Source organism: Mesorhizobium sp. M0047 (assembly GCF_040323315.1).
In the GTDB taxonomy this organism is placed as follows: Bacteria; Pseudomonadota; Alphaproteobacteria; order Rhizobiales; family Rhizobiaceae; genus Mesorhizobium.
On sequence record NZ_JAMYUW010000050.1, the window covers coordinates 1 to 23257 of the forward strand.

The 23257-nt window shown below is 60.4% G+C and carries 29 protein-coding genes; 13 read left to right on the forward strand and 16 right to left on the reverse strand.

Going from position 1 to position 23257, the window contains the following annotated elements; genetic code table 11:
* Positions 1-462 precede the first annotated feature (462 nt).
* Positions 463-723 (forward strand): hypothetical protein, encoded by a 261-nt coding sequence (locus tag NKJ89_RS30995; protein WP_023757855.1) that lies wholly within the window; start codon positions 463-465, stop codon positions 721-723.
* 124 nt (positions 724-847) lie between these two features.
* A complete protein-coding gene (locus NKJ89_RS31000) occupies positions 848-1561 on the forward strand; it encodes an MgtC/SapB family protein (RefSeq protein WP_352608221.1) in 714 nt (237 codons plus the stop codon).
* A gap of 36 nt (positions 1562-1597) precedes the next feature.
* Here the strand turns inward: NKJ89_RS31000 and NKJ89_RS31005 are convergent, their stop codons facing one another.
* The 3 genes from NKJ89_RS31005 to NKJ89_RS31015 form a co-directional block, all read right to left on the reverse strand.
* Positions 1598-2812, reverse strand: coding sequence for an Nramp family divalent metal transporter (locus NKJ89_RS31005; protein WP_502904186.1), 1215 nt, complete (start codon positions 2810-2812; stop codon positions 1598-1600).
* A gap of 157 nt (positions 2813-2969) precedes the next feature.
* Positions 2970-3134, reverse strand: coding sequence for a DUF3309 family protein (locus tag NKJ89_RS31010; RefSeq protein WP_023757858.1), 165 nt, complete (start codon positions 3132-3134; stop codon positions 2970-2972).
* A 155-nt stretch (positions 3135-3289) separates the two neighbouring features.
* Positions 3290-3907, reverse strand: coding sequence for a flavodoxin family protein (locus NKJ89_RS31015; protein ID WP_352608223.1), 618 nt, complete (start codon positions 3905-3907; stop codon positions 3290-3292).
* 71 nt (positions 3908-3978) lie between these two features.
* On the opposite strand from NKJ89_RS31015, the gene NKJ89_RS31020 reads away from it, so the two are divergent.
* Entirely contained in the window at positions 3979-4275 is a 297-nt protein-coding gene (locus NKJ89_RS31020) for a hypothetical protein (RefSeq protein ID WP_352608225.1), read from the forward strand.
* A 194-nt stretch (positions 4276-4469) separates the two neighbouring features.
* On the opposite strand, the gene NKJ89_RS31025 is transcribed toward NKJ89_RS31020, so the two are convergent.
* Positions 4470-4592 carry a hypothetical protein gene (locus NKJ89_RS31025; RefSeq protein WP_023757861.1) on the reverse strand — a complete coding sequence of 41 codons (123 nt, stop codon included), beginning with the start codon at positions 4590-4592 and terminating at the stop codon, positions 4470-4472.
* A gap of 48 nt (positions 4593-4640) precedes the next feature.
* Here NKJ89_RS31025 and NKJ89_RS31030 point away from each other — a divergent pair, with 48 nt between their 5' ends.
* Entirely contained in the window at positions 4641-4817 is a 177-nt protein-coding gene (locus tag NKJ89_RS31030) for a hypothetical protein (protein WP_352608227.1), read from the forward strand.
* Between the two features lie 54 nt (positions 4818-4871).
* Here NKJ89_RS31030 and NKJ89_RS31035 read toward each other — a convergent pair whose 3' ends face one another.
* The gene (locus NKJ89_RS31035; RefSeq protein WP_352608229.1) at positions 4872-5480 is read right to left on the reverse strand and encodes an alpha-ketoglutarate-dependent dioxygenase AlkB; all 609 of its coding nucleotides are present in this window, start codon (positions 5478-5480) and stop codon (positions 4872-4874) included.
* Between the two features lie 395 nt (positions 5481-5875).
* On the opposite strand from NKJ89_RS31035, the gene NKJ89_RS31040 reads away from it, so the two are divergent.
* On the forward strand, positions 5876-6262 hold the full coding sequence (locus NKJ89_RS31040; RefSeq protein WP_352608301.1) for a GFA family protein: 387 nt from the start codon (positions 5876-5878) through the stop codon (positions 6260-6262).
* 71 nt (positions 6263-6333) lie between these two features.
* Positions 6334-6555, forward strand: a complete 222-nt coding sequence (locus NKJ89_RS31045) for a KTSC domain-containing protein (protein ID WP_352608231.1) — start codon at positions 6334-6336, stop codon at positions 6553-6555.
* Positions 6556-6580: 25 nt separating this feature from the next.
* Here NKJ89_RS31045 and NKJ89_RS31050 read toward each other — a convergent pair whose 3' ends face one another.
* Together NKJ89_RS31050 and NKJ89_RS31055 are read right to left on the reverse strand one after the other, a co-directional pair.
* Complete coding sequence (locus NKJ89_RS31050) at positions 6581-7468, reverse strand: isocitrate lyase/PEP mutase family protein (RefSeq protein WP_352608233.1); 888 nt, start codon at positions 7466-7468, stop codon at positions 6581-6583.
* A 95-nt stretch (positions 7469-7563) separates the two neighbouring features.
* Positions 7564-7773: a hypothetical protein gene (locus tag NKJ89_RS31055; protein ID WP_352608235.1), complete on the reverse strand. Its 210-nt coding sequence runs from the start codon at positions 7771-7773 to the stop codon at positions 7564-7566.
* 206 nt (positions 7774-7979) lie between these two features.
* On the opposite strand from NKJ89_RS31055, the gene NKJ89_RS31060 reads away from it, so the two are divergent.
* Entirely contained in the window at positions 7980-8144 is a 165-nt protein-coding gene (locus NKJ89_RS31060; RefSeq protein WP_352608237.1) for a hypothetical protein, read from the forward strand.
* A 119-nt stretch (positions 8145-8263) separates the two neighbouring features.
* Here the strand turns inward: NKJ89_RS31060 and NKJ89_RS31065 are convergent, their stop codons facing one another.
* The 7 genes from NKJ89_RS31065 to NKJ89_RS31095 all read right to left on the reverse strand — a co-directional run bounded on the left by NKJ89_RS31065 (position 8264) and on the right by NKJ89_RS31095 (position 16985).
* Positions 8264-8728, reverse strand: coding sequence for a DUF2231 domain-containing protein (locus NKJ89_RS31065; protein ID WP_352608239.1), 465 nt, complete (start codon positions 8726-8728; stop codon positions 8264-8266).
* A 207-nt stretch (positions 8729-8935) separates the two neighbouring features.
* Positions 8936-10186 carry an NAD(P)/FAD-dependent oxidoreductase gene (locus NKJ89_RS31070; RefSeq protein ID WP_352608241.1) on the reverse strand — a complete coding sequence of 417 codons (1251 nt, stop codon included), beginning with the start codon at positions 10184-10186 and terminating at the stop codon, positions 8936-8938.
* Between the two features lie 2 nt (positions 10187-10188).
* Positions 10189-10899 (reverse strand): methyltransferase domain-containing protein, encoded by a 711-nt coding sequence (locus NKJ89_RS31075; protein ID WP_352608243.1) that lies wholly within the window; start codon positions 10897-10899, stop codon positions 10189-10191.
* Positions 10896-11963: a type III polyketide synthase gene (locus NKJ89_RS31080; RefSeq protein ID WP_352608245.1), complete on the reverse strand. Its 1068-nt coding sequence runs from the start codon at positions 11961-11963 to the stop codon at positions 10896-10898. The genes NKJ89_RS31075 and NKJ89_RS31080 overlap by 4 nt, the downstream gene beginning before the upstream one ends.
* A 207-nt stretch (positions 11964-12170) precedes the next feature.
* The gene (locus NKJ89_RS31085) at positions 12171-13175 is read right to left on the reverse strand and encodes a L,D-transpeptidase family protein (protein ID WP_352608247.1); all 1005 of its coding nucleotides are present in this window, start codon (positions 13173-13175) and stop codon (positions 12171-12173) included.
* Positions 13176-13395: 220 nt separating this feature from the next.
* Positions 13396-14583, reverse strand: coding sequence for an acetate/propionate family kinase (locus NKJ89_RS31090; RefSeq protein WP_352608303.1), 1188 nt, complete (start codon positions 14581-14583; stop codon positions 13396-13398).
* Entirely contained in the window at positions 14583-16985 is a 2403-nt protein-coding gene (locus NKJ89_RS31095; protein WP_352608249.1) for a phosphoketolase family protein, read from the reverse strand. Before NKJ89_RS31095 ends, NKJ89_RS31090 begins: the two co-directional genes overlap by 1 nt.
* A 314-nt stretch (positions 16986-17299) precedes the next feature.
* Between NKJ89_RS31095 and NKJ89_RS31100 the strand changes: the two genes are divergently transcribed.
* From NKJ89_RS31100 to NKJ89_RS31120, 5 genes are all read left to right on the forward strand, one after another.
* Complete coding sequence (locus tag NKJ89_RS31100) at positions 17300-19291, forward strand: protein-L-isoaspartate(D-aspartate) O-methyltransferase (protein ID WP_352608251.1); 1992 nt, start codon at positions 17300-17302, stop codon at positions 19289-19291.
* 80 nt (positions 19292-19371) lie between these two features.
* A complete protein-coding gene (locus NKJ89_RS31105; protein WP_023757876.1) occupies positions 19372-19578 on the forward strand; it encodes a hypothetical protein in 207 nt (68 codons plus the stop codon).
* Between the two features lie 32 nt (positions 19579-19610).
* Positions 19611-19853: a hypothetical protein gene (locus NKJ89_RS31110; RefSeq protein ID WP_352608253.1), complete on the forward strand. Its 243-nt coding sequence runs from the start codon at positions 19611-19613 to the stop codon at positions 19851-19853.
* Positions 19854-19908: 55 nt separating this feature from the next.
* Positions 19909-20376, forward strand: coding sequence for a YbhB/YbcL family Raf kinase inhibitor-like protein (locus NKJ89_RS31115; protein ID WP_352608255.1), 468 nt, complete (start codon positions 19909-19911; stop codon positions 20374-20376).
* A gap of 104 nt (positions 20377-20480) precedes the next feature.
* A complete protein-coding gene (locus NKJ89_RS31120) occupies positions 20481-20642 on the forward strand; it encodes a hypothetical protein (protein WP_023757879.1) in 162 nt (53 codons plus the stop codon).
* A gap of 61 nt (positions 20643-20703) precedes the next feature.
* On the opposite strand, the gene NKJ89_RS31125 is transcribed toward NKJ89_RS31120, so the two are convergent.
* On the reverse strand, positions 20704-21135 hold the full coding sequence (locus tag NKJ89_RS31125; protein WP_023757880.1) for a hypothetical protein: 432 nt from the start codon (positions 21133-21135) through the stop codon (positions 20704-20706).
* A complete protein-coding gene (locus NKJ89_RS31130) occupies positions 21032-21403 on the reverse strand; it encodes a hypothetical protein (protein ID WP_352608305.1) in 372 nt (123 codons plus the stop codon). The genes NKJ89_RS31125 and NKJ89_RS31130 overlap by 104 nt, the downstream gene beginning before the upstream one ends.
* A gap of 29 nt (positions 21404-21432) precedes the next feature.
* On the opposite strand from NKJ89_RS31130, the gene NKJ89_RS31135 reads away from it, so the two are divergent.
* Positions 21433-23190, forward strand: a complete 1758-nt coding sequence (locus NKJ89_RS31135) for a multicopper oxidase domain-containing protein (RefSeq protein WP_502904188.1) — start codon at positions 21433-21435, stop codon at positions 23188-23190.
* Positions 23191-23257 lie beyond the last annotated feature (67 nt).

The window sequence follows — 23257 nt, forward strand, 5'->3', positions numbered from 1 at the left end:
ACCATTCGGCGCGCAACCTCGCCATGATCCGCCGCGCGGTGCTCAACATGCTCCGACGCGAGCCTTCAAAGACCTCGCTCAAGCGTAAGCGCCTCAAAGCCCTCATGAACCCGACCTACCGCCAAGCCGTCCTTGCAGGTTAACGATTCATGATTTCGCCCTGGACATTCGATCCTCCAATCTATCAATCTCAATTCGGGACGATATTTTTTGTTCCTCTCTGCCGGGGAGAGAGCCACTGCGGGCGCTGCGTTTCAAACAAGACGCATGTGGATTGCGTGCACAAGCACTTGGTTATTGCCGTACCGACGTTTTTTCGTGACATGCCAGCGCTGACGGTTTTATGTATCCGGCTGTTGATCTGCGCTCTGTACCCTAGCCTCCGCCATCGGCTGATGGGCAGTGCCCTGATCGCCGCGGATCGAAAGACGTGACTGTCATTTCGAGATCAAGGTGACGCCCATGCGGGAATTGCCGAAAGACATCGACGCCGACGTGGTGATCGAAATCAGCCACCTCCTGGACGACAGTCCGCTTTTCGTCCCCGTCAGGGTTCATGAACTTGCAGCCAGGGTAAGGCAGAAGGTGAAGACAGGTTTGCCGGACCTCTCGATCGAAGAACTGATCGTGGAAATGGCCTCCGTCCGCCGCTTGGCCATGGCGTTCGACCTGCCTGGATCGGAAAATGTGGTGCAGATTCCGGTTCGCCATCCGCGCCCCTAAATCCATTGCTCGCTGGGCTGACCCGGCGCCGTATCTCATCTGCCAATTGATCGCGCGGCTCGCCGGCAAGATGGCGTCGGGAACCTAACGTGCGACCGCGGATTGAGTGCCCACGAGGGTTCGAATGCAGGTCATTGCGATGCCCCTTAGTCCGGATTGGCAAGATATAGCGGCACGGTTGGTTTTCACTGTGCTTGCCGGCGCGCTGATAGGATTGGATCGCGAAGCGCGCGGCCACGCGGCAGGGCTGCGGACAACCATTCTGGTCGGTCTGGCCGCCGCTCTCACAATGTCTCAGGCAAATCTGCTGCTGGGAGTCGTCGGCAAAACTCCCGGTTCCTTTGCCTCCATGGACGTGTTGCGCTTTCCGCTTGGCGTGCTGACCGGTGTCGGCTTTATCGGCGGCGGCGCCATTCTTCGCCGCGGCAATCTTGTCAGCGGGGTCACGACGGCCGCCACATTGTGGGTGATGACTGCGATCGGGCTGGCGTTCGGCGGCGGTCAGTACGGTTTGGGGTTGGCTGGGACGGCGCTGACCTTGTTGACACTTCTCGTGCTGAAATGGATCGACGTGCGCATTCCCCGCGACCATCACGCCGAACTCGATATCGCCTGGAGGGAGGGAAAGACGAGCGATCTCGGCGAGCTCGTCAAGCCGCTGGGTTACCGGGCACGCTTGGTTGGTATGGAGCGCCCGGATCACCACGATCCTGTCTTCTCATTTGAAATCGCCTGGACGCGGCCGGACCGTGGCGGCCCGCCGACAGATTTGCTTTCGCTCTTGGACCAGCACTGCGAAGTCAAGAAATTCAGTCTCGTCAGCGAGCCGGCGCACTGACCACATTGCGATTGTCCTGCTTACCATGAACGCCTGCTAATAGAACAATTGGAAAATCATGACCGCGGCCGCCAGCGCCATGATGCCTGTCGCTGCCCACCCCACCAGGCGCATGGCCAATGGGACAACGGCACTCCCCATCACATCGCGTCGCGCCGTCATCAGCATCATCACCACCATCACCGGGACCGCGACCACGCCGTTGACCACCGCGCTCCAGTAGAGGGCTTTGATCGGATTGACAGGCGTAAAGTCGAGACACGCACCAAGGAGCGTCGCCAGAGCGATCGCCGCGTAGAACGCTTTCGCCTGCAGCGGCTTGCGCTCCAACCCGATCGGCCATTTGCGCGCCTCGCCAAGCGCATAACCAGCCGACCCGGCAAGGACCGGAATTGCCAGGAGCCCGGTTCCGATGATGCCGACGGCAAAAATCGTGGACGCGAACTGGCCGGCGACGGGCTTCAGCGCTTCCGCGGCCTGGCTTGAGGATGTTATGTCGGTGATGCCCCTGACATGCTGTGTGGCGGCTGCGGTGATTATGATGGCAAGGGCCACCAGATTCGAGAGTGCCATTCCAACATAAGTATCCAACCGGATGCGCTTGATGGCGTGGGTTGACCGCCGCGGTGCCTTTTTCAGAGGCTTGCGTCGACTGGCTTTTTCTTCTTCAACCTCCTGCGAGGCTTGCCAGAAGAACAGATAAGGGCTGATGGTGGTGCCGAAAATGGCCACGACCGTGGTCCAGAATTGCGGGTCTGGCGACAATGTCGGGATGAATAGTCCGCGCGCGACTTCTGCCCATGGCACGTGCACGAACAGGATCGTACCGAAATAGGCAAACAGCGAAACGGTCAGCCATTTCAGGATCGAAACGTAGCTGCTGTACTTTAGAAATATCTCAAGAACCACGGATATGCCCGCAAAAAGCGCGACGTAGAGGAGTTGCGGACCGCCAACGATAAGCCGCAACGCATCGGCCATGGCACCAAGGTCGGCGCCGATGTTGATGGTGTTGGCGATGAGAAGAAGACAAACAATCGTCTGCAGAAGCCAGTCTGGATAGTAGACCCGCATGTTGCCGGCAATGCCCCGGCCGGTGGTCCGGCCAATGCGCGCACTGATTTCCTGAACGACCGACATCAGCGGATAACTGAACAACATCGTCCATGCCAGTCCGTAGCCAAGTTGCGCGCCGGCCTGTGAATAGGTGGCAATGCCGCTCGGATCATCGTCGGAGGCTCCGGTTATCAAGCCCGGCCCGAAGACGGTGCGAAGCCGCGATTTTGGCGCCCTCACCCCACCGGAAGCATTGGCGTTCAGCGCTCTCTCCTTGGCTGTCGTTTTGCGTCAGGCATTACAAAGCCGCCGCGCTCAGAAGCGACGAGCCGAACATTCGGGTCAGGTGACGCTAAATGCGCCCGAGCACGACCAGAATAATAACGATAAGCAGCACCAGACCGAGGCCGCCGCCACCATAATAGCCGGTGCCGTAGAATGGCCCGCCGCCAAGTCCACTAAAGCCGCCAAGCAATGCAAGAATTAGAATGATGATGAGGATGGTGCCGAGACTCATGACGTTTCCTCTCCTGTTTGCAGCTTCCCGCCGTCCGAAGCCACCGGCGGCCGCCTGCTGAGGATATGAACTCGCCACCAGCCTTCCAGTTCCCGGGCGGGTCCACTGGCTCTGACATGTCGATCATCGGCAGTTTCAACATGCCTTGACCAAGGTCATCCCGTGACTCCTGGATAGCCTTGGCCTTTCAACAATCCAGCGAGGTGGGCGGCGTTGGAAGCGGCCATTTCGATAGTGCCAGAGACCTTTTCCGGTGTTTCCGGCAAGTCGACATAGTTGACATCTTCCATGGCTTCGCCGACCCAATAGACCCCGCTGTTGGCGGGAATGGTGAAGCCGACGTCGTTCAATGCTTGAAAACATTCCGCGTGGCAGTGGTGCGCCCCATCCTCGTTGCCGACGATGGCCACCAAAGCCACCTTTCCTGCTGCCGGCATGCGCCCTTTGTCATCGGTCTCCTCCAAAAACGCATCCATTCGCTCCAGAACGCGCTTGGCGACGCTCGAGGGCTGGCCGAGCCAGATTGGTAGGCCGAGCACGAAGATGTCGGCCGCCATTATTTTCTTCCTGAGTTCCGGCCAATCATCGCCCTCGCCCATATCGGAAAGCACACCTGCCTTGATACCGTGGTCGACGGAACGGACGATTTCGCCTTTGACGCCGTATGGCACCAGCGCAGCCAGGACATCGGCAAGCAGCCGATCTGTGGAGGATTTCTCTCTGTCATTCGAAGCTTTAAGCGAGCAATTGAGGGCGAAGGCTTTAAGTGGCATGTGAGATCTCCTGCATTATTCCAGCCAGCTGCAGTCGCCGCGACTGCCACGCGGCGGCGCGTTAATGCAACTTGTTGCGGGATCGCTTGGCATTTAACGCCAAGAACAAATCCTTGTTCCGCGGACGGACACAGCATGCAGACCGTTGGCCGGCTGCGGAGCCATGTCTTTTCCCGCCGCGCGAATTCCTCTTTTTCGCCATCCGGGGTGACGCGGACTTCGGGTCGATCGACGACTATCTCGAGGGTTTGAGGCTGTCAGGCGCGAAGAACCTGCATGGCCAGGTGATCGCCAATTGTGGTGAGTTTCTGCCTATCGAGGCGCCGGAGCCATTCGTGAAAGCGCTGACGGATTTTGCACCGAGATAGATGAAGCAATCGGGCTTCACGCGATGATATATTAGCAAACAATGGAACTTAGGCTTTCCTTGAGTGTTGAGGTCGCAGTCGCCTTACTCCAGCGACGGGAAAGCCATCGCGTCGGCTTTTCGGACTATGCCCCACCGGCCCAGCGCCGGTGGGGCTTTTCGTAAGGGAACACAAGACCAGAATGACTTGGTGCTTTAGCGCGGTACGGTGCGAAGCGCCGACATGAAAAGCATCAGCAACGCCAAGGCATTGAGCCCGGCGGCGATTGCATGCGAATATTCCCACTGGCGCAGGAGCAGCTCCCAGTTTTCGGGCAAGATGGTCCAATTCCGCGTTGCCTGGTTGGCTGGATAGGTCAGCGTCCGATGAAACAGGCGTTAGCAACTGCCATCGGCGTCTGGTGGATCGGGCGCCTGGCGACCACCATCATTGACTGTGAACTGGCCATCGGATTCTTCACCTTGCTGAAAGCTGGACTTCTGCTTCAAACAAACCTTCGGTTGGGATGTTCCCAGGAGCGGCTCGCGTTCAAGGAGTCGTGATGATCCGACCGCGTCGCAAGGCCCCGCGATTCTGAAAAGCCAGTGCGCGAGGCATCAGGGATTTCGAGGGCGCAATGTCCGCAAGGTGATTGAATAACGGTGCTCCGCAAGCGGTGGGATGCTGTGCTCCCATTCCGAGCGCGATGGACCGGTCATTAGATAGGCCGACCTTGGCTCGACGACGATGGTCCGTCGATCCCATCTGGTGCCATTCTTTCGCCGGAGGCGGAAACTGCACGGCGCCAGCAGCGAAACGCCGGCCACATCTTCGAAGTGTGGCTTGTCGCGATGCCAGCCGATACCAGCGCCATGCTGGTACTCGTTGACCAACACCTGCTCGAAAGCTTCGGCAGGCCGGCCTGCAAAGGCCGCGACCTTCTTGCGCAGAGGCAGTAGAAAATCAGGTATCGCGGGCGCCTCCACGACTTCACGCCGGTCGTAATCGTAGCGCATGCCGAAACCGATGACGCGCCGGTTTGCCAGATGGCCATGAAAATCAAATGCCTGGAATGGCAGGATTTGCAGTTGCCGGGCGAGTTCGGTTTCTTCTTCCGGCGTGATCAAGTCCGGGCGGTAGAAAAATCCCTGCGGCAGATCGTCGGCAGCACCGAAGAGATCGGTTTGGCGCGCGGAAGCGGTAGTCCTGGTTTTCAGCGACGACATGGTCCTTAGATGGTGAAACGAATCCATCCCGCAACCTCAAGGTTTGTTTCCAACACCATTCATCCGGGTGGTCAGCGGTTTGGGCTACCGCCGATTTTCGCGGTTCCCGGCGGCGTCGGCGCGCGCACTCCGATCGCCGACGCCTGTGTTGTTTTCTACCAGGCTGGAGTTGGCGTGCTTGGAACCAACTTCGGGTTCACCGGTTCGAAGACCGTCCATCGGAGTTTCCTTGACCATGCCCAATGCAACAGAACTCCCAATCCATGCGCTGAGCGCTGGCGCCCGAGGATTCGCAGTATCACCACCGCCCTCCTGTCTGAATCCAGCAGCGATCAGGTCTCCCAATGCCGCGACTTGAGACCGGCGCCTGTTTCTGCGGAGGGGTTGTCGCCGTCATGCACGGTGAGCCTTTCTGGATATGCTACGATCATGATGACGATTGCCGGCGGGCCATTGGAAGTCCGCTTGCGGTCTGGGTTGGCTATCGGCCCGAGCAATTCCGGCTGCTCAAGGGAACGCCGAAAACCTTTTCCCGGACTCGCGGCGTCGTAAGGACATTCTGCCCGGACTGCGGGACCTCGATAGGCTACAGCGATGACGGCCTGCCGAATGAGCTTTATCTGACAATCGGCTTCTTCGATAATCCCGAGCGTTTCCGGCCCCAGGCACATGCCTATTGGGACCTGCGACTGCCTTGGGTCGATGTTGACGACGACCTGCCGCGCATCGATCAGTATTCGAGAAAGCGCAATGCGGAATTCGGCAATCCGCGTGACAGATAGCAGAATAGCATCTCCCGCCGTGGAACCGGACAATCCTGAGGGGGTTTGTCCGAGTGACAACGGGTGCCGACATGCCGTCGACTGTGATCCGCGAAACGAGCTACGACCCCACGACCAGGATCCTTTCCGTCTGGTTTGTGCCGAGTGGTATTCGCTATGATTACGGGGACGTGCCCCCGGCAACCTACGCCGCTTTCAGAAAGGCGTCATCCAAAGGCCGCTTCTTCAATGAATTCATTCGCGACCGGCACAAACATCACCGGTTTGTGAAACGGGAGGCAGGCGGGAAATGAAGTGCTTTAAGGGGCTTTGCGGGGGTCACTGTCCGGACAGCTTTTGCTTGATCTTCTTTATCATGCCGTCGTGAGGTTGAGCCATGAAACGGTTCTCGATGCCGGCCCATTCTGATATGCGAACGATGTCCTCAAAGCTGGCGAGGTCGACGCTTGCTTCCGGCGCCAGCGGCTTGCCTTGCCGCAAATCGTCGAGCGCCTGCTGCACGGCATGGACAGCGCGGAACAAAAGCGTCGTCGGATAAAGGATCATGTCGTAGCCCATTTCATGCAATTCGGCAGGCGATTGCCAAGGCGTCTGGCCGCCACGCTCCAGGATGCTTGTGGCCAGTGGAACGTCCCTAAACGCCTCGCCGACCTGTGTCAGTTCCTCCACGCTGGTCGGCCCCTCGACGTAAACACCGTCGGCGCCGGCATCGAGGTAGCGCTTGCCGCGCTCTATCGCGTCGCGCAGCCCGTGCGGTTGCCGCGCATCGGTGCGGGCAAGCAGGAAGAAATCCGGGTCGTCGCGTGCCGCGACGGCGGCGCGAATCTTTTCCTCCATGAATTCCGACGCAACGACCTCCTTGCCTGGCATGTGGCCGCAGCGTTTTGGTGGCTTCTGGTCCTCGATGAACAGGGCCGAGGCACCGATCGCCTCGTAGCTCCTGACAGTGCGCGTCACATTCTTGACATCGCCATAGCCGTCGTCGCCGTCGATCAGCACCGGCAGGTCGGAAGCTTCGACGATTTCGCGCGCCCTGGCGTGCTTTTCACCGAACTGTTCGAGATCGATGTCAGGCACCGCGTGCATGGCCGCGACCATAGCGAAGCCACCGATCTGATAGGCCGGGAACCCGGCGCGCTCGATCAACCGGGCCGTCAGCGCGTCACCGGCCGACGGCAACACCAGCGGCGCGTTATGATCAATCATCGATTTCCAGGACGGACGCCGGACCATTTTCGAACCTCCGGTCGGAAACGCGATCGATAGATCGAGGTTCCAGGAGCTTTGGCGAACAAAGGACTTCAGCCGGAGTTGGCAGTTCTCAAGGCGCCAGATTTCATTGGGCTCGTGCATGCGTTAGGCGTCAAAGGGCGGCGCTTCACGTCAGTGAACGACCTTGCGGTCTTGCCGATGCGCTTGCTGGCGCCGATGCGGTTGGCGGTTTGCATCTGTTTGAGATCACCATCAACGGTGATGTAGAATTGGCTGTCTCCAACGAAATCGCCGAGCACCTTCGCTGCTGTTCGACCGACTTTCGAGACATTGCGAGCGCCGTTGGCGGCGTGAATGGTCGGTGGAAATCAAATCCGCAACCGACTTGTGAGAAGTCTCGGGGGAACCTCCCCGTAGTCCCGCCGTTGTGCCGTATCGAGGCCAACGAAATGCTGGCAAAGCCGATTGGGCTGGAATCGCGAGTGCAATAGGAGTTCGAGAATCTATGCCTACCAAGAAACCGAAGATCGAAAGCAAGGACAAGAAGGCATTGCGCCTGGCGGAGACGACCGACGTTTCGCCGAAACAGGCCAAGGACCTCATGCAAAAGCATGGCAAGGACAGTTCGAAGGTTGAAAAGGAAGCCAAGAACTTCAAGGCGGAAGGATAGCCGCCTCAGAAGGAAGTAACGCACTCCCACCGTCCAGTCCTAACGCCTCCATCTGCCTGCGGACATTTCCCAACTGCGCCTTCGGAGAGTTCGAACAGGCACCTTGGCTACGCGCCGGTTCAGCGCAACTCGTTCGACCCGTCAGCGACGCCCACGCGATGCCGATAGACCATCTCCCATCCCTTCCAGCCTGTGAACAGCAGGATGAGAGCCACTATCAACGAGAGGATCAGGCCGGTGGGAACCACAGCCGCCGCGCCATGCTCGTATCGGGAGTACCAGTTGTAAAGTTCGATCAGGACGACAAGTACATTTCCACCTGCATGAAGCCATGCCGTTGTAAGATTGCGAATTTGAACATCGCCCAAGACATCCGTGAGGCCGGCAAGGGCTGCCAGGGCGGCCATTATCAGGCCCGCTCCAAGGAGCCAAAGCGTACCGGTGACCCAGCCCGGGTTAGCGGTTCGCCAGAAGATCAGGTCGCAAACCAAGGTGGCAACAAAAAACGCGATCGGGAAAGGAATCAACATGGGATGGATTGGATGGCCGGAGACGCTGGCTGTGCTGCGCGGGTTGTGGGTCATTATGATGCCTCCAACAGACGTCGCGCCGACGCGTCCACGCCGGCGGCAGTGCATGTCCAAGATGGCGCGCATAGAGGACCAAGATGCCCGTCTATGCCGGCTAGGGGGCCTAACCCGAAACCACAGGCAGAACGCTGGCTGCTACGGAATGTTCCATAACCCGGCTCGCTCAATGCCACGAACGCAAGCGAAGCGCCGCAGCGCCGATCATGCAAGACCGGGGATCGCTCTGGTCTTGCCGCTCATGTGGGCGCCCAGTGTCAGCGCTTGCGGGAAACTGCGGACAGCCGCACCCATCAATGCTGCGCCGCCGGGACAGAGGGCCGTTCGGGCAATGGCTGCAGCTGCGTAGACCCGTGTCGAAAACAGTTTCCTCCAGGCCGCTTGATAGCGTCTGCCTGCAGCTTCGCGGCCCGCCTGGCCGCTTGACGCGCCGGCGAGTTCGGCGGCCAGCAGCCAGCTGGACTGAAGTGCCATCGAGATGCCTTCGGCGATGATCGGATGAGACTCGCCTGCGGCATTGCCGACGCGAAAGATATCCTTTTCATAGCAGGCGCGGATGCCAGGCCGGATCGGGCCGGCTGCAAGCCACGGACCGTCGAGGCACGCCCGGTCAAGAGCATCGCTCACACCTCGGCAAGAAGCCATGAGATGGCGAAAGACCGCCTCAGCCGCCGACGGATGGCCGTCCTGCCGGGGCCTATCAGGTTCGGAGACATGGTTCATGCGCAGCCGCGCGAGCATGTCACGCCTTATGCAGCAAGAGATCGACATGCGGCCATGATCGGCAAGGACCATGCCGCCATAGCCGCCGGGAAATATCAGCAGAGGCATCAGATCAGACGCGAGCGACGCCCCGGTGAAATGCGCCTTGAAGCCGAGCAGGTCAGACGGGTGGCTGGCCTTGTTGAGCTGGCTTGGCAGCGGTCCCGGTTCCCAGGAACCATGCGCGGCGACGACCACCTGGGACCGCAAGATTGTCGTTCCGTCCCCGGAATTCCGGTCCTTTGCCTGAATTCGCACGGCTTGCATCTCGCCATCCTGATCAATGGCGACGGGGCGAAAAGGCTGAAAGATTTCAGTGCCCGCCGATCGCGCCGCCTGCAGCAGCAAATGGTCCAGCATGTCCCGGCCGAGCGCCCGGCCGAAGGTGCCTTCTACAGGAGGCCCATATTTTGCACCCGGCATCGGCGCCTCGATGCAAGTCGCGCCGGAAAAGAAGCCGACGCGGCGGATTTCGGGGCCGGCATTGGCGCGCCAGGCATCGCCGACCTCCAGTCGGTCGAGAAGTGCCAGATTGCTCGCGGAGATGTATTCGCCACATACCTTGCGGCGCGGGAACATTTTCTTTTCCACGATCGCCACGGACCACCCGCGCCGGGCCAGCAGCAAAGCCAGCGAAGTGCCTGCCGGGCCGGCCCCGATGACAATCGCATCGTGCGTGGATGGTCGCCTCATGATCATCTCGATCGCGCACTGGCGCCGACGAAGACGTGAGAGAACGGACCGGCACGCCGCTCCTCGAGTGGCCTGCCGCCGGCCGCAAGCCAGAGGTCGGAAAGCTCCTTACCACGAAAGCCGGCACGCACGCTCTGAGCCGCGTCATGTCGAGTGACGTCGTTGGCGCCGATCGCCGGGAGAAGACGGGTCGCGGCCAGCGCGAACCTTGCCCTCCGCGGTTCCGTCGCCAGGAGCAGCGGGGCTTTCCACGCCAGCAGTGAAAACAGACGCACGAGCTCGGTGTCATCGAAATGATGCAGGAAGAGATTGACGGTGATCGCGTCGAACCACTCGCCCCCGTTCCCTTCGGCCCAGTCGAAGACGTCGGCGGTGACGACTTCAGCGCCCCATCCCAACCTGTTGAATTCGGTGAGAATTCCGGGACCGGCGAGACAGACGCGGTCGAGCAGCGTCAGCTCTACCTCGGGCCAGTGCCGTGCCATTCGCTTCGCGAGCTTGAGCATGAAGGTGCCGTCGCCGGCGCCGATCTCCAATATGCGGCGCGGTGGTCGTGGCACGAATTTCCTGAGCAAAGACGCCATGATCGGCGCTTGAAACATCAACGCATTGATCCAACGGAGGTCGCGGCGCGAGGCCAGCGCCCGCGGGTCGCCGGCCGCAAGTCCGTCGAGGATTTCCGGGACGAGGCTGCGGTGACTGAGCGCGTTCATGACACGGTTCGAAAAAGCATGGTTTCGGCAGTCAGTCCGGGCCCGAACGACATTCCGCAGCCGAGCAGTCCGGATGGGGCCTTCAGCATTTCTTCCATCACGAACATCACCGTCGCCGACGACATGTTGCCATATCGGCGCAGCACCTCGCGCGATGGCGTCAGCGCGGCGGGCTCGAGTTTCAGCGCCCTCTCGACGGCATCGAGAACCGAACGTCCGCCCGGGTGCACGGCCCAGAGGTCGATCGCGTCCGGTGGCCGGTCGCCGAGAAAGGCATCATGGTTGCTCCGCAATACCTCTTGGATCGCCGTCGGCACCTGGCCGGAAAGAACCATGTCGAAGCCATGGTCGCGAATATCCCATCTCATCAGGTCGCGCCGCTCATCCGCGACCATGCAATGAAAGCTGTCGAGTGCAAGGCCGGGCGGTTCGGCGGTGACAAGAGTTGCCGCGCAGCCATCGCCCCAGAGGCAGAAGGACAGCAGCTTTTCCAGTTCGGGGCTTTCCCTGAGATGCAAGGTACAGAGCTCGATATTGACCAGCAGGATCCTGGCTCGCGGATCTGACCTGACGATGTGGCGGGCAAGCTTGAGGCCGTTGATCGCCGCGTAACAGCCCATGAAACCGATTATCGTGCGTTCGATGCCGTCCGGGAGGCCGCAGCGTTTGACCAGATCCAAGTCGATGCCGGGCGCGGAGAAACCGGTGCAGGTGGTGACGATGAGATGCGTGATAGGCGATGCATCATCGGCAAGGTGCAGCCCGTCGACGGCTTTTTGCGCCAGCACAGGAGCGGCTTCGCCAAACATCGCCATTCTCACGGAAGTCCCCGGGAACGCGCCGCGAATGAAGGTTCCGCAAAGGTCGGCAGATGGCCCTTCCGGGTCGAGAGCAGGTGCAAAGCAGGAATAGCGGCTCTCTATGCCGGCAAGGCCGGCCATCCGTTCGAAAATCCTGCGGTGACGGACGGCGATCATGGAGGCCGCGAACCGAAGATAGAAGCTATGAACCTCATATTCGGGAACCGCTGTCGCAATCCGGTTGATATAGGCGTTAGCGGGCATTTCCGTCTCCCAGGGCGCCGCACGCTGCATGCGCGGATGCCCGAGTGATCTTTGCTGAATGGCGCCAGTTTTAGAGGGCCTGGCTTGAGCGTTGTTCCATGAACGCTTCATAGAGCCGATTTCATCCCGGGCGGCCGCACCGCCACGGAACACCATATTGGTCTCGCAATCGGGAACCGCGCGCTTCCATGTCGCGGTTGGCGAACGTTACTGCGGCCGCGTATCGCCAGCGTCCGCCATCTCGTCCTTGAAGTTAACCTTCGTGCCCTGCTGCACCATGGCAGCGAGGTCTTCGGCATCCCAGTTGGTCAGCCGGATACAGCCATGCGAGAAGGTTGTGCCGATCTTGCCGGGTTCGGGCGTGCCGTGAATGCCGTAGCTTTCGATTGAGAGGTCGATCCAGACCGATCCCACGGGATTGTTGGGCCCCGCAGCGATGGTAAAGGGCCGCTTGCTCTTCACTCCCTTGAAGGCGAAGTCCGGATCGTAGTGATAGGTGGGGTTATGCACCACGCGTTTGACTTCCGCCGTACCGCTCGGCGCCGGCTTTTCGTCGCTGCCGATCGAGGCGGGATAGACTGCGAGCCATTTGCCGGACGGATCGAGCACACGCACCAAGCGAGCGCCCTTGTCGACCTCGATAGCGGCAACGGCGTCAGGACGATCGCCCCGTCCAACATCCGGTACCGCCAACGTCGCGCCTGCTCTCTTGAAGCCGACACCCGGATTGAGCCCTCTGAGCAATTGTTCGCTGATATGGAAGCGCTCCGCCAGCTTCTCCACCGCATTGCGATAGCCGAGCCGCCGCAGGTGGGCCATCTTCTCCATGCGAGCCGGAATGCGCCTGGTGAACGGCCCGTGTATGTCCTTGGACGTTACCTCATAAGTTACCAGGACCGGACCGGCGGAATTCGCCACGAGCTTGTCCCAGGTCTCCTGAGTGAGCTTGCCGTCGGCCCGGAATCCGTTCGCCGTCTGAAAGGCGCTAATAGCCTTGGCGAAATTCTCTGATAGCCGGCCGTCGATCAGGCCCGGCGAGAAACGGGCGCGATCCAGGAGAATCTGCGCCTTCAGAACTGTCGGATCGATGCCCGTCGGCTCGCCGGCGGCGAATTGGGCCTGATTGACAGCGGATGGGTCCAGCTTGGCCGCCTCCGTCCCGCCGCATGCGAGGACGAGCGCCGCCGCGGCGACAAGAAGGAGCCTGATCATCGATGTCACTCCCTGGACAGCAACAGAACTCTGCTTCTATGACGCGGCACGCCCTATCTGGTTCCCTTTGCTGACACATCCATGATCGGCGACAGGGGGCGACGCTTAAGGCGCCCGCAGGTGTTGGCGCCTTCTCACGGCCGCGGACTTGCTAGGCAAGGCCTCGTGCGAAAGCACGGCAGGGATAGTCCCAAGGTGAGCAGAAGCCGGCTCGCTCGCCTTAAGTTGCGGACCCGGCCTGCATTACCGAGCGGCTATGGCGCGCGATGACGCTTTCCTCGTCAGTCGCAATCACACGCACTTCCACCTTGCTGTCCGGACGACTGACGATCTCGGCGTGGGCGTCATTGGCCGGGTCGTCGAGCGCCACGCCGAGCCACGTCAATTTTTCGCATATCGCCTTGCGGATGGACGATGAACGTTCGCCGATGCCTGCGGTGAACACGAGGCATTCGAGACCACCCATCGTGTTTGCGAGCGCTGCTGCTTCCCTCGCGGCGCGGAAAGCGAAAAGCTCGATCGCCTCGCGGGCACGAGGGTCGCTGCTTGCCTCCAACGTGCGCATGTCGCCCGAAACGCCGGACACGCCGAGCAGTCCGGATTTCTCATAAAGCATTGTCTGCAGCTCGTCCGCTGCCATGCCCCTCTCCAGCAGGAAGTACAACAGCACGCCGGGATCGATGGCGCCGCAACGTGTACCCATGACGAGACCATCCAGTGCCGAAAAGCCCATCGTCGTATCGACGCTTTTGCCGTCGCGCAGAGCGCAAAGGCTTGCCCCATTGCCGAGATGAGCAACGATTGTCCGTTTTGCCGCGAGCGTGGGCGATATCTCGCTCAGCCGCCTAGCAATATATTCGTAGGAGAGGCCATGAAATCCGTAGCGTCGCAGTCCCTCCCCTTCATATTTTTGCGGCAGGGCAAAGCGCCGCACGAGCGGATCGATCGTTTGATGGAACGCGGTATCGAAACATCCGACCTGTGGCAGGTCCGGCTGCAATGCGGCTATCGCGCGAACTGGCGCGAGACTGCGAGGCTGATGCAAAGGCGCGAGTGCGGTCAGCCTGTCCAGCGCCTCAATGGTAGCGGGCGTCAGACGGACTGGTTTGCTGAACTCGTTACCGCCATGCACGATGCGATGGCCGACACAGATCAGTTCTCTTCCACCAAGTTCGCCCTGCACCAGGGTCAGTAGTTCGCCAATCCCCGCGCCATGAGGATCGTCCGCGTTAAACTCCCTATCACACTGCACTGTCCCATCGGCCGCCTTTGCGGTGAGTCTGGGCGTGTCGCCCAGATCCAGAGTGCCGCGCGAAACGAGCTGCTGGCCGTCCGACGAGCCAAGATCGTATAGCGCGAACTTGACGCTGGACGAACCGGCATTCAGCGCCAGGATCGACTGACTCATCAACTGGCCTTTGCCCCGTTCGCAGCCGGCCAACTCCATTTCTGGATCTCGGGCATGTCTTCGCCGTGCTCGCGGACATAGGCCTTGTGCTTGGCCAGTCGATCGTGAAGTTCGCCAGCGAGGCTTTCCGCTCTTTGGGCCAAGCCCGGCACACGTGCGATCGCGGCAAGTGCAAGGTGGTAGCGGTCGAGTTCGTTGAGTACCACCATGTCGAATGGCGTTGTCGTCGTGCCCTCCTCGCGAAAGCCGTGCACATGCATGTTGTCATGATTGGCACGACGGTAGGTCAGGCGATGGATGAGATAGGGATAACCGTGATAAGCAAAAATCACCGGCCTTGTTTTCGTGAACAGCGCATCGAAAGCCTGGTCGGTGAGACCGTGCGGATGCTCGGTGTTCGACTGCAACGTCATCAGGTCGACAACGTTGACGACGCGGATTCTCAGATCGGGGATTGCAGAGCGAAGAATGTCCGTCGCGGCCAGCGTCTCCAGCGTCGGCACATCGCCGGCACAGGCGAGGACCACATCCGGTTCCTCGCCTTCTGAAATCGTGCCAGCCCATTCCCAGATGCCCGCGCCGGCCTTGCAGTGCGCTTCAGCATCTTCGATAGACAGCCACTGCGGCGTCGGCTGCTTGCCGGCGGTGATGACGTTGATGCGGTTGTAGGTTCTCAGGCAATGGTCGGTGATCCACAGCAGCGTGTTGGCATCCGGCGGGAAATAGAGCCTGACCGTGTCGGCCTTCTTGTTGGCGACAAGGTCAGCGAAGCCCGGGTCCTGATGACTGAATCCATTGTGATCCTGGCGCCAGACATGAGAGGTCAGCAGGTAATTGAGTGAAGCGATCGGTTTGCGCCAGGCAAGCTCGCCAGAGGTCTTCAACCATTTTGCATGTTGGTTGACCATGGAGTCGACGATGTGAATGAACGCCTCGTAGCACGAGAACAAACCGTGGCGGCCTGTAAGCAGATAACCTTCCAGCCAGCCCTGGCAGAGATGCTCGCTCAGCACTTCCATCACCCGGCCGTCGCGGGAAAGATGGACGTCGTAGGGTTCGATGCGCTCCATCCAGATCCGATCCGTGACCTCGAATACATCGTCAAGGCGATTGGAAGACGTCTCGTCCGGTCCCATCAGCCGAAAATTTCGCGCTTTGGCGTTAAGGCGAAAGACTTCACGAAGATAGCCACCGCAAATCCGTGTCGCCTCGGCAATGACGCCTCCGGGCCGAGGCACTTCGAGCGCCAGGCTCTTCCAGTCCGGCAGCGCCAGGTCGCGCTTCAACAACCCGCCATTCGCATACGGAGTTGCGCCCATGCGCTTTGTTCCTGTCGGGGCAAGGGTCGCGAGTTCCGGCAGCAGATGTCCATCCTCATCGAACAGCTTTTCCGGTTCGTAGCTTCGCATCCAGGTTTCGAGGATCTTGCGGTGCTCGTCATTGCCGCGGGCGTTCGATACCGGCACTTGATGCGAACGCCAGAAACCCTCGACTTTTTCGCCATCGACCTCTTTCGGTCCAGTCCAGCCCTTGGGGCTGCGCAGGACGATCATCGGCCACTGCGGACGTTCGCCACGCCGTCCCGGACCTCGTGCCTGTTCCTGAATGGAATGGATCCGATCGAGCACACTGTCGAGCGTCCTGGCCATCGCTTGGTGCATGGCGACCGGCTCATGGCCTTCGACAAAGAACGGTTCGTAGCCGTAGCCGGTGAACAGGTTGCGCAACTCCTGGTCATCCATGCGGCCGAGGATCGTCGGGTTGGCGATCTTGTAGCCATTGAGATGAAGGATTGGCAGCACTGCGCCATCCGAGGCCGGGTTCAGGAATTTGTTGGAATGCCACGCTGCCGCGAGCGGACCGGTTTCGGCCTCGCCGTCGCCAACGACGCAGGCAACCACCAGATCCGGATTGTCGAAGGCCGCGCCGAAAGCATGGACCAGGGCATATCCCAGTTCGCCGCCCTCATGAATGGAGCCGGGCGTTTCGGGCGCCACGTGACTTGGCACCCCGCCTGGAAAGGAAAATTGCCGGAACAGTTTTCTCAGGCCGTCTTCGCCTTGGCCGATATCGGGGTAGATCTCGCTATAGGTGCCCTCGAGCCAGGTGTTGGCGACCATTGCCGGACCGCCATGTCCTGGACCGCAGATAAACAGCACATCAAGATCACGCTCACGGATAATTCGGTTCAGATGCAGGTAGAGAAAATTGAGGCCCGGGGTTGTACCCCAATGGCCGAGCAACCGCGGCTTGACATGCTCGGCTTTCAAGGGTTGGCGCAGCAGCGGATTGTCGAGCAGATAAATCTGGCCAACCGAGATGTAATTCGCGGCGCTCCAGTAGCGGTTCATGAGATCGATCCGTTCGAGGCTGATCGCCTGCGCGGCAGCCTTGTCGTTCATCGTCCAGTCTCCAGCATCGGTTTTCCAGCATCGTTTCGCTGGAGATAACTGGAGCGACTTCGCGCCTGAGCAAGCCCAAATTGGCGATGGCGTTCGAAGGAATGTCCAGGCGACGCTTGGGCAAGCAAGAAACCGTCGGCGTCTCCAGCCGGGTCAGTGGACTTGTCCTGCAACACAGAAGGAACTTTGAGGCCCTCCAACGGTTAGAGGCATGAGCCGGGAGAGCCGCCGAAGGCAGAGGAAGTGGCCCACCCGCTAATGTCGAAGGATATCCTTGAACAATTGCGGACAAGCGGCCGCCAAGGGAGCTGAAAATGCTCGATCTTCCCAGTGCTCGCGATCGGATGGTCAATGTGCATATCGCCCGGCGTGGCATCCGCAATCGCGAGATCCTGCAGGCCATGCGGGAAGTTCCGCGCGAGGCTTTCGTTGATCCCGGCTTCGAAGAATTCGCTTATGAAGACGGACCACTGCCCATCGCTGACGGGCAGACGATTTCGCAACCCTACATCGTCGCGCTCATGACTGAACTGGCGGACGTCAAGGCTGGCGACCACGTACTGGAGATTGGCACCGGCTCGGGCTATGCGGCGGCCGTGATGAGCCGGATCGTCGAACAGGTCTACACGATCGAGCGCCATCCCGGATTGGCTGAAACCGCGAGGCGTCGGTTTGAGAGGCTTGGCTACGAGAACATCGAGGTCAGGACCGGCGACGGCACCAAGGGCTGGCCGGAAGCAGCGCCCTACGACGCCATCGTGGTGACGGCCAGCGGACCAGGCGCGCCGCTCGCCCTGCAGGAACAACTCGATGTCGGCGGCAGGCTTGTCATTCCGGTCGGTGACGATCTGGATTCGCAACGCCTGCTCAAGGTCACCCGAACGGGCGCTGCAAGCTACAGCGAGGAGGATTTTGGCGGCGTGCGGTTCGTCCCTCTCATCGGCGAGCAAGGCTGGCCCGAAGGTGGCGAGATCGCCGAGATCCGTCGTCCGCTCCGACATCCGCATCCCGCCAGTCTGCCCGATATGATCGCAATGGCCGCCGAACCGCTTCCGGATTTCGACGACCCCGCCTTCGGCGAAGTGTTCGATCGGTTCGCCGACCGGCGCGTCGTTCTGCTCGGCGAAGCAAGCCATGGCACGTCGGAGTTTTACAGGGTGCGCGCGGCGATCACCCGCCGGCTCGTCGACAAGCACGGTTTCACGATCGTTGCGGTCGAAGCTGATTGGCCCGATGCCGCGGCCATCGACCGCTATGTTCGTCATCGCGAGCCACGTGCCGGTGTCAGCGCGCCATTCCAGCGGTTCCCGACCTGGATGTGGCGCAACACCGACGTCGCGGCCTTCACCGGCTGGATGCGCGACCACAACGAGAAGCTCGAGCCATCCAGGCAAGCGGGATTCTACGGTCTCGACATCTACAATATGAGCGGGTCCATTGCTGCGGTTCTCGAATATCTTGATCGGGTTGATCCGCAGGCAGCAAAGATCGCGCGCGAGCGCTATGGCTGCCTGACCCCATGGCAAAATGAACCGTCCACCTACGGCCGTGCGGCGCTGACCTCGGGCTACCGGGCATGCGAGCAGGCGGTTCTTGAGCAATGTCGAGACCTGCTCGCCAGGCAACTGGACAATGCCCGACGGGACGGCAGCGACTTTCTCGATGCCGCTCAGAACGCCCGGTTGATTGCCTCCGCCGAACGCTATTACCGGATCATGTACTATGGCGGCGCGGAATCCTGGAACCTCCGCGACACGCATATGTTCGAAACGCTGGAACATCTGCTGGACGCCAACGGACCGAATTCCAAGGCGGTTGTCTGGGCGCACAATTCGCATATCGGCGATGCCCGTTATACCGAAATGGGCGTTGTCCGGGACGAACTGAATATCGGCCAGCTTTGCCGGCAACGGTTCGGCGACAGGGCAGCCCTGATCGGCCTGGGCACGCATTCCGGCACCGTGGCCGCCGCCTCCGACTGGGACGGCGAAATGAAGGTGAAGCAGGTGCGGCCCTCACACGCAGACAGCTACGAGCGGCTTTGCCATGACTGCCGCATTCCGCGTTTTCTGCTCGACCTGAAGCGCGACGAGGCGCTGCGCGAGCGGCTCCTGGAACGCAGGCTGGAGCGCTTCATCGGGGTGATCTATCGGCCGGAAACCGAACTGCGAAGCCACTATGCGGATGTTTCGCTGCCCCAGCAATTCGACGCCTTCTTGTGGTTCGACAAAACCACCGCGGTAACGCCGCTTGGCCCGGAGCATGCAAGAGCTGGTGTTCCCGACACCTATCCGTTCGGACTTTAGCCGCCGGCGAAAGGCGAATGGCCCGGAACATTTCGGCTGGCCTCGGGTTTTGAAACCGAACCCCTCGAAGGAGTTGTCTCATGAGCACGAGCAGACATCCAAAGTGGAAAAAGCCGAGCGATGCCGACCTGGTGAACAATCCGGGCATCGGAACCTCCAAGGGCACGATCAAGGAAGGCGATGACCTCGACCTTGAAGGCGAAAACACGATCGAAGGCGACGTCGAGAATGACACGACGGCCGCCGGCGGGATCAATCCAAGGCAGAAAATGCGGACGAACAAGTAGCGTGCCGAATTGCACGAGAAAGGAGGCTATCGATGGCCGGAAACAAAACCCACGAGCAAAGCCTTCGCGTAATCGAAAAGCGCGAGAATACTAAGAATGCCGGCAAGGACTTCGACGCGAAGACTGAGCTGGCAAAGTCCGACGCTGAGCGCGCAGCCTCGCGGCAGGACAACCTCAGGCCCAAGCTGAGGGATATTGCCGACCCCGATGATCGGAACATCATCCGCGGAGAGAACCAGGAAAGCTCTCACAACAAGCGTCGGGGAGGTCGTTGAGGTCGGCTCCATACGCCGATATCCGCGCAGCAACTGTCTTCCGAAGGAGCAACTCATGCCACTCACGCTCAGCAGTTCCGCCTTTGCCGAAGGCGCAAAAATCCCTGAAAGATATACGCGGGACGGCAAGAACGTGTCTCCGCCGCTGAAGTGGTCGGGGGTACCTGATGATACGAGGAGCCTTGTTCTCGTCGTCCAGGATCCGGATGCACCAAGCGGAACGTTCGGCCATTGGGCAGTGTTCAACATATCCGCCGACACCCGGGAACTTCCCGAGGCGGCAAGCGGCAAGCCGGGTCCGCAGGCCCTCAGGCAGGCGACGAACGATTTCGGCAACGCCTACTATGACGGCCCTGAACCGCCGGTCGGGCACGGCGTCCATCATTATCATTTCCGGCTGGCCGCACTCGACACGCCAAACCTTGCTATCCCGGCAAGCGCCGACGTCCAGCGTATCTGGCAGGAAGCACAAAAACATCTGATCGAGCAGGCAGAACTCGTCGGAACATACGAACGGATTTGATGGGTTGCTTGCAGCCGGCGGAAGGAACCCGGATCGCGTGGCCGATGTCGGCGTGAACGGAACAGTTCTTCTCCTTAACGGTTGTTCGGGAAAGGAGACGCGTCATGTTTGAAAGCGTCATGTGGTTGATTGTCGTGGCCGGCGGGCCACTGTTGCTGATCATACTGATGGCCTATGTCTTGCTGACACGCCGCCGCCTTGGCCCCGCCGAAAGCAAAGAGCGTGACCGCGCAACCGACCGGCTGTATCGCCAGGACAGGCGATGATTGGGGAGGTGGGCGGGCGGGAATCGCACGGCTAGGGGCACGCGACGATTCCCAACCCTGATCAGTGCATGATCCTTTGCCTCAACCAAGCGAGAAACCTGTTGCCGCCGATCGTTGCGCGGACCCGGGCTGCCGCCCACCGCGCCTTCATGGAAGCGCCTACGTGACAGTCGCAGACGATGTCGTGCAGTTGCCAGTCATTCAACTCGAAGAAGCGCTTGGCTTCGCCATAGGTGTCATTCCTTAGGCCCGACGCGCGCAGCACCGAGTCTTCGAACGCGACGGCAATTGCCGAACCCTCGCCACGCACCGTGGCACGAGCTTCCGGGTGCAGATGCTCGGTGCCGGAAAACGCTGCGAGGAGCCGCTCGGGATTCTGCTCGAGAAGTTCAGCCCAGCGCTCGATGCGCTGGTTTCGTGTCATTGCCGAATATGCAGCCGAGGACTCGATGGCGGCGACGGCATGCAGTTGGTCGAGTGTCTGATGTTTCATGGTCGGCTCCTGTTTCAAAGGGAGATGCACCCACGCCTTCAGAGGAATTATCGCGCAGCGATGCTGCGACAAGAGCAAAAGCCTGACAGAATTCGTCACCGCCAAGTTCAACCGGCTGGATCGTAAACGCGCCGGACGCGTTCATCGAAGAGATGGGGTCATCACTGCCCGCGGTTTGCCCATGCTCGTCCAGCCGATCGACTATTTTCTTGTTGCCTGGTTCATTCTTGCTGCTGCCTCGACGGTCTATGTCGGGATAGATCAGCACCGCAACAATCCCGAACCGGCGGTGATGAAATGGGGGTCATCCTGGTCACCCTCTATATGGGCCCCGTCGGCCTGCTGCTCTATGTGTTGGCCGACAAGGAGCCGCGACCGGGCGAGCACGAGGACTTCACGAGGCCGCTGTGGAAACAGGGCGTCGGCTCGACCATTCACTGCGTTGCCGGAGATGCTACAGGCATCATCCTCGCCGCCGTCGTCACGGCGACGCTCGGCCTTCCTATGTGGCTCGACCTCATTGTCGAATATGTTTCCGGCTTCGCCTTCGGTCTGTTCATCTTTCAGTCGCTGTTCATGAAGTCGATGATGGGCGGCAGCTATTGGGAAAACGTGCGCAAAAGCTTCCTGCCCGAATTCATTTCGATGAACTTCATGATGGCGGGTATGGCGCCTGTCATGAGATTCCTGATGATGGGGCGCGACATGCGCGCGATGGAGCCGACGGAACTGCTGTTCTGGGGCGTGATGTCGATCGGCGTCATCGCCGGCTTCACACTCGCCTACCCTGCCAATGTCTGGCTGGTGGCGCGCGGACTGAAGCATGGATTGATGACGCAGCGCCGGCAGACCACCGGAACGAGCAGTCGAGAGAAATCTGCTCACCAACCGCACGGAACAGGCCACAACGAGACCTCCCACAGCGGCAAAAGCAGTGGCCACCAGATGAAGACGGACGCCACGACGCCGCAGGTTTCGGCACTCGGCATTGTATCCGTAATTGCGCTGGCGATCGGCATGGCCGCACCGGCTAACTGGCTGAACCTGACGCTGTCGGCCCGTGATGTCGGCGGGGTAATCATGCCGCGAGGCATGATCATGGGCCGCGATACCCCGGCCGAGGCGATGCGTGACATGGCGGCAGCCGATCCGCGTCGGGTGACAGCATCCTACGATCTGTCCGCCAAGGGCGGCCAGGAATTGCCGTTCCGCCTGGAGAACGGCGTCAAGGTGTTCGAACTCAGGCCGTCAGTGATCCGTTGGCAGATACTGCCCAACGTCGCGGTCGATGCCTACGCCTATAACGGACAGATTCCCGGGCCGCGCATCCACATTCGCCAAGGTGACAGGGTCCGCATCAATGTCACCAACGACCTGCCGGAGGAAACGACGGTGCATTGGCACGGCATGATCCTGCCGAACCAGATGGACGGACCCGCCGAGATTACCCAAGTGCCGATCGAGCCCGGGCAAACCTACTCCTATGAATTCACCGCCACACAGCACGGGACCTATTTCTATCATCCGCACGCCAAGCCCGACCGCACCCAGGCACTCGGGCTCTACGGAGCGCTGATCATCGACCCCGCCAATCCCGCCGACGAGGTCCAGGCCGACCAGGACTATATTATCGAGCTCCAGGAATGGCTGGTGCGTGACGGCCTGACCTACCCGGCGATGCCGATGGAAGGCGGCATGCCGAACTTCTTCACCATCAACGGCAAAGCGTATCCTTCAACCGATACGATCCATATGAAGGTCGGCGAAACGCTGAAGGTGCGTTTCATCGGCACCAACAATGGCTTTATCCATCCGATGCATATCCATGGCGGACCGTTCGAGCTCGCCGCCCGTGACGGCGAGACACTTGCCCCTTCGGCACGCTTCCTGGCCGACACGATCAATGTTGGGCCGGGGCAGCGCTATGACGTCGTCTGGAAAGCACAGCGGCCCGGCAAATGGCTGATCCACTGCCACATTCCGCATCACACGACGAACAACAATGTCGAGGAAAAGGGCGGCGGCGGACTGATGGTCATCATCGATGTCAGCTAACCGGCACCGATGCCATGGCCGAACAGGTGCGCTCGGCCGACAAAGGAGCGATCCCATACCGACCCAG

Bases quoted from the DNA above. Each gene is read 5' to 3' on its own strand.
- NKJ89_RS30995 (WP_023757855.1), top strand. From the start codon at position 463: ATGCGGGAATTGCCGAAAGACATCGACGCCGACGTGGTGATCGAAATC.
- NKJ89_RS31000 (WP_352608221.1), top strand. From the start codon at position 848: ATGCAGGTCATTGCGATGCCCCTTAGTCCGGATTGGCAAGATATAGCG.
- NKJ89_RS31010 (WP_023757858.1), bottom strand. From the start codon at position 3,134: ATGAGTCTCGGCACCATCCTCATCATCATTCTAATTCTTGCATTGCTT.
- NKJ89_RS31015 (WP_352608223.1), bottom strand. From the start codon at position 3,907: ATGCCACTTAAAGCCTTCGCCCTCAATTGCTCGCTTAAAGCTTCGAAT.
- NKJ89_RS31030 (WP_352608227.1), top strand. From the start codon at position 4,641: ATGAAACAGGCGTTAGCAACTGCCATCGGCGTCTGGTGGATCGGGCGC.
- NKJ89_RS31035 (WP_352608229.1), bottom strand. From the start codon at position 5,480: ATGTCGTCGCTGAAAACCAGGACTACCGCTTCCGCGCGCCAAACCGAT.
- NKJ89_RS31040 (WP_352608301.1), top strand. From the start codon at position 5,876: ATGCACGGTGAGCCTTTCTGGATATGCTACGATCATGATGACGATTGC.
- NKJ89_RS31045 (WP_352608231.1), top strand. From the start codon at position 6,334: ATGCCGTCGACTGTGATCCGCGAAACGAGCTACGACCCCACGACCAGG.
- NKJ89_RS31050 (WP_352608233.1), bottom strand. From the start codon at position 7,468: ATGATTGATCATAACGCGCCGCTGGTGTTGCCGTCGGCCGGTGACGCG.
- NKJ89_RS31060 (WP_352608237.1), top strand. From the start codon at position 7,980: ATGCCTACCAAGAAACCGAAGATCGAAAGCAAGGACAAGAAGGCATTG.
- NKJ89_RS31065 (WP_352608239.1), bottom strand. From the start codon at position 8,728: ATGACCCACAACCCGCGCAGCACAGCCAGCGTCTCCGGCCATCCAATC.
- NKJ89_RS31070 (WP_352608241.1), bottom strand. From the start codon at position 10,186: ATGAGGCGACCATCCACGCACGATGCGATTGTCATCGGGGCCGGCCCG.
- NKJ89_RS31075 (WP_352608243.1), bottom strand. From the start codon at position 10,899: ATGAACGCGCTCAGTCACCGCAGCCTCGTCCCGGAAATCCTCGACGGA.
- NKJ89_RS31080 (WP_352608245.1), bottom strand. From the start codon at position 11,963: ATGCCCGCTAACGCCTATATCAACCGGATTGCGACAGCGGTTCCCGAA.
- NKJ89_RS31085 (WP_352608247.1), bottom strand. From the start codon at position 13,175: ATGATCAGGCTCCTTCTTGTCGCCGCGGCGGCGCTCGTCCTCGCATGC.
- NKJ89_RS31090 (WP_352608303.1), bottom strand. From the start codon at position 14,583: ATGAGTCAGTCGATCCTGGCGCTGAATGCCGGTTCGTCCAGCGTCAAG.
- NKJ89_RS31095 (WP_352608249.1), bottom strand. From the start codon at position 16,985: ATGAACGACAAGGCTGCCGCGCAGGCGATCAGCCTCGAACGGATCGAT.
- NKJ89_RS31100 (WP_352608251.1), top strand. From the start codon at position 17,300: ATGCTCGATCTTCCCAGTGCTCGCGATCGGATGGTCAATGTGCATATC.
- NKJ89_RS31105 (WP_023757876.1), top strand. From the start codon at position 19,372: ATGAGCACGAGCAGACATCCAAAGTGGAAAAAGCCGAGCGATGCCGAC.
- NKJ89_RS31110 (WP_352608253.1), top strand. From the start codon at position 19,611: ATGGCCGGAAACAAAACCCACGAGCAAAGCCTTCGCGTAATCGAAAAG.
- NKJ89_RS31115 (WP_352608255.1), top strand. From the start codon at position 19,909: ATGCCACTCACGCTCAGCAGTTCCGCCTTTGCCGAAGGCGCAAAAATC.
- NKJ89_RS31120 (WP_023757879.1), top strand. From the start codon at position 20,481: ATGTTTGAAAGCGTCATGTGGTTGATTGTCGTGGCCGGCGGGCCACTG.
- NKJ89_RS31125 (WP_023757880.1), bottom strand. From the start codon at position 21,135: ATGAAACATCAGACACTCGACCAACTGCATGCCGTCGCCGCCATCGAG.
- NKJ89_RS31135 (WP_502904188.1), top strand. From the start codon at position 21,433: ATGGGGGTCATCCTGGTCACCCTCTATATGGGCCCCGTCGGCCTGCTG.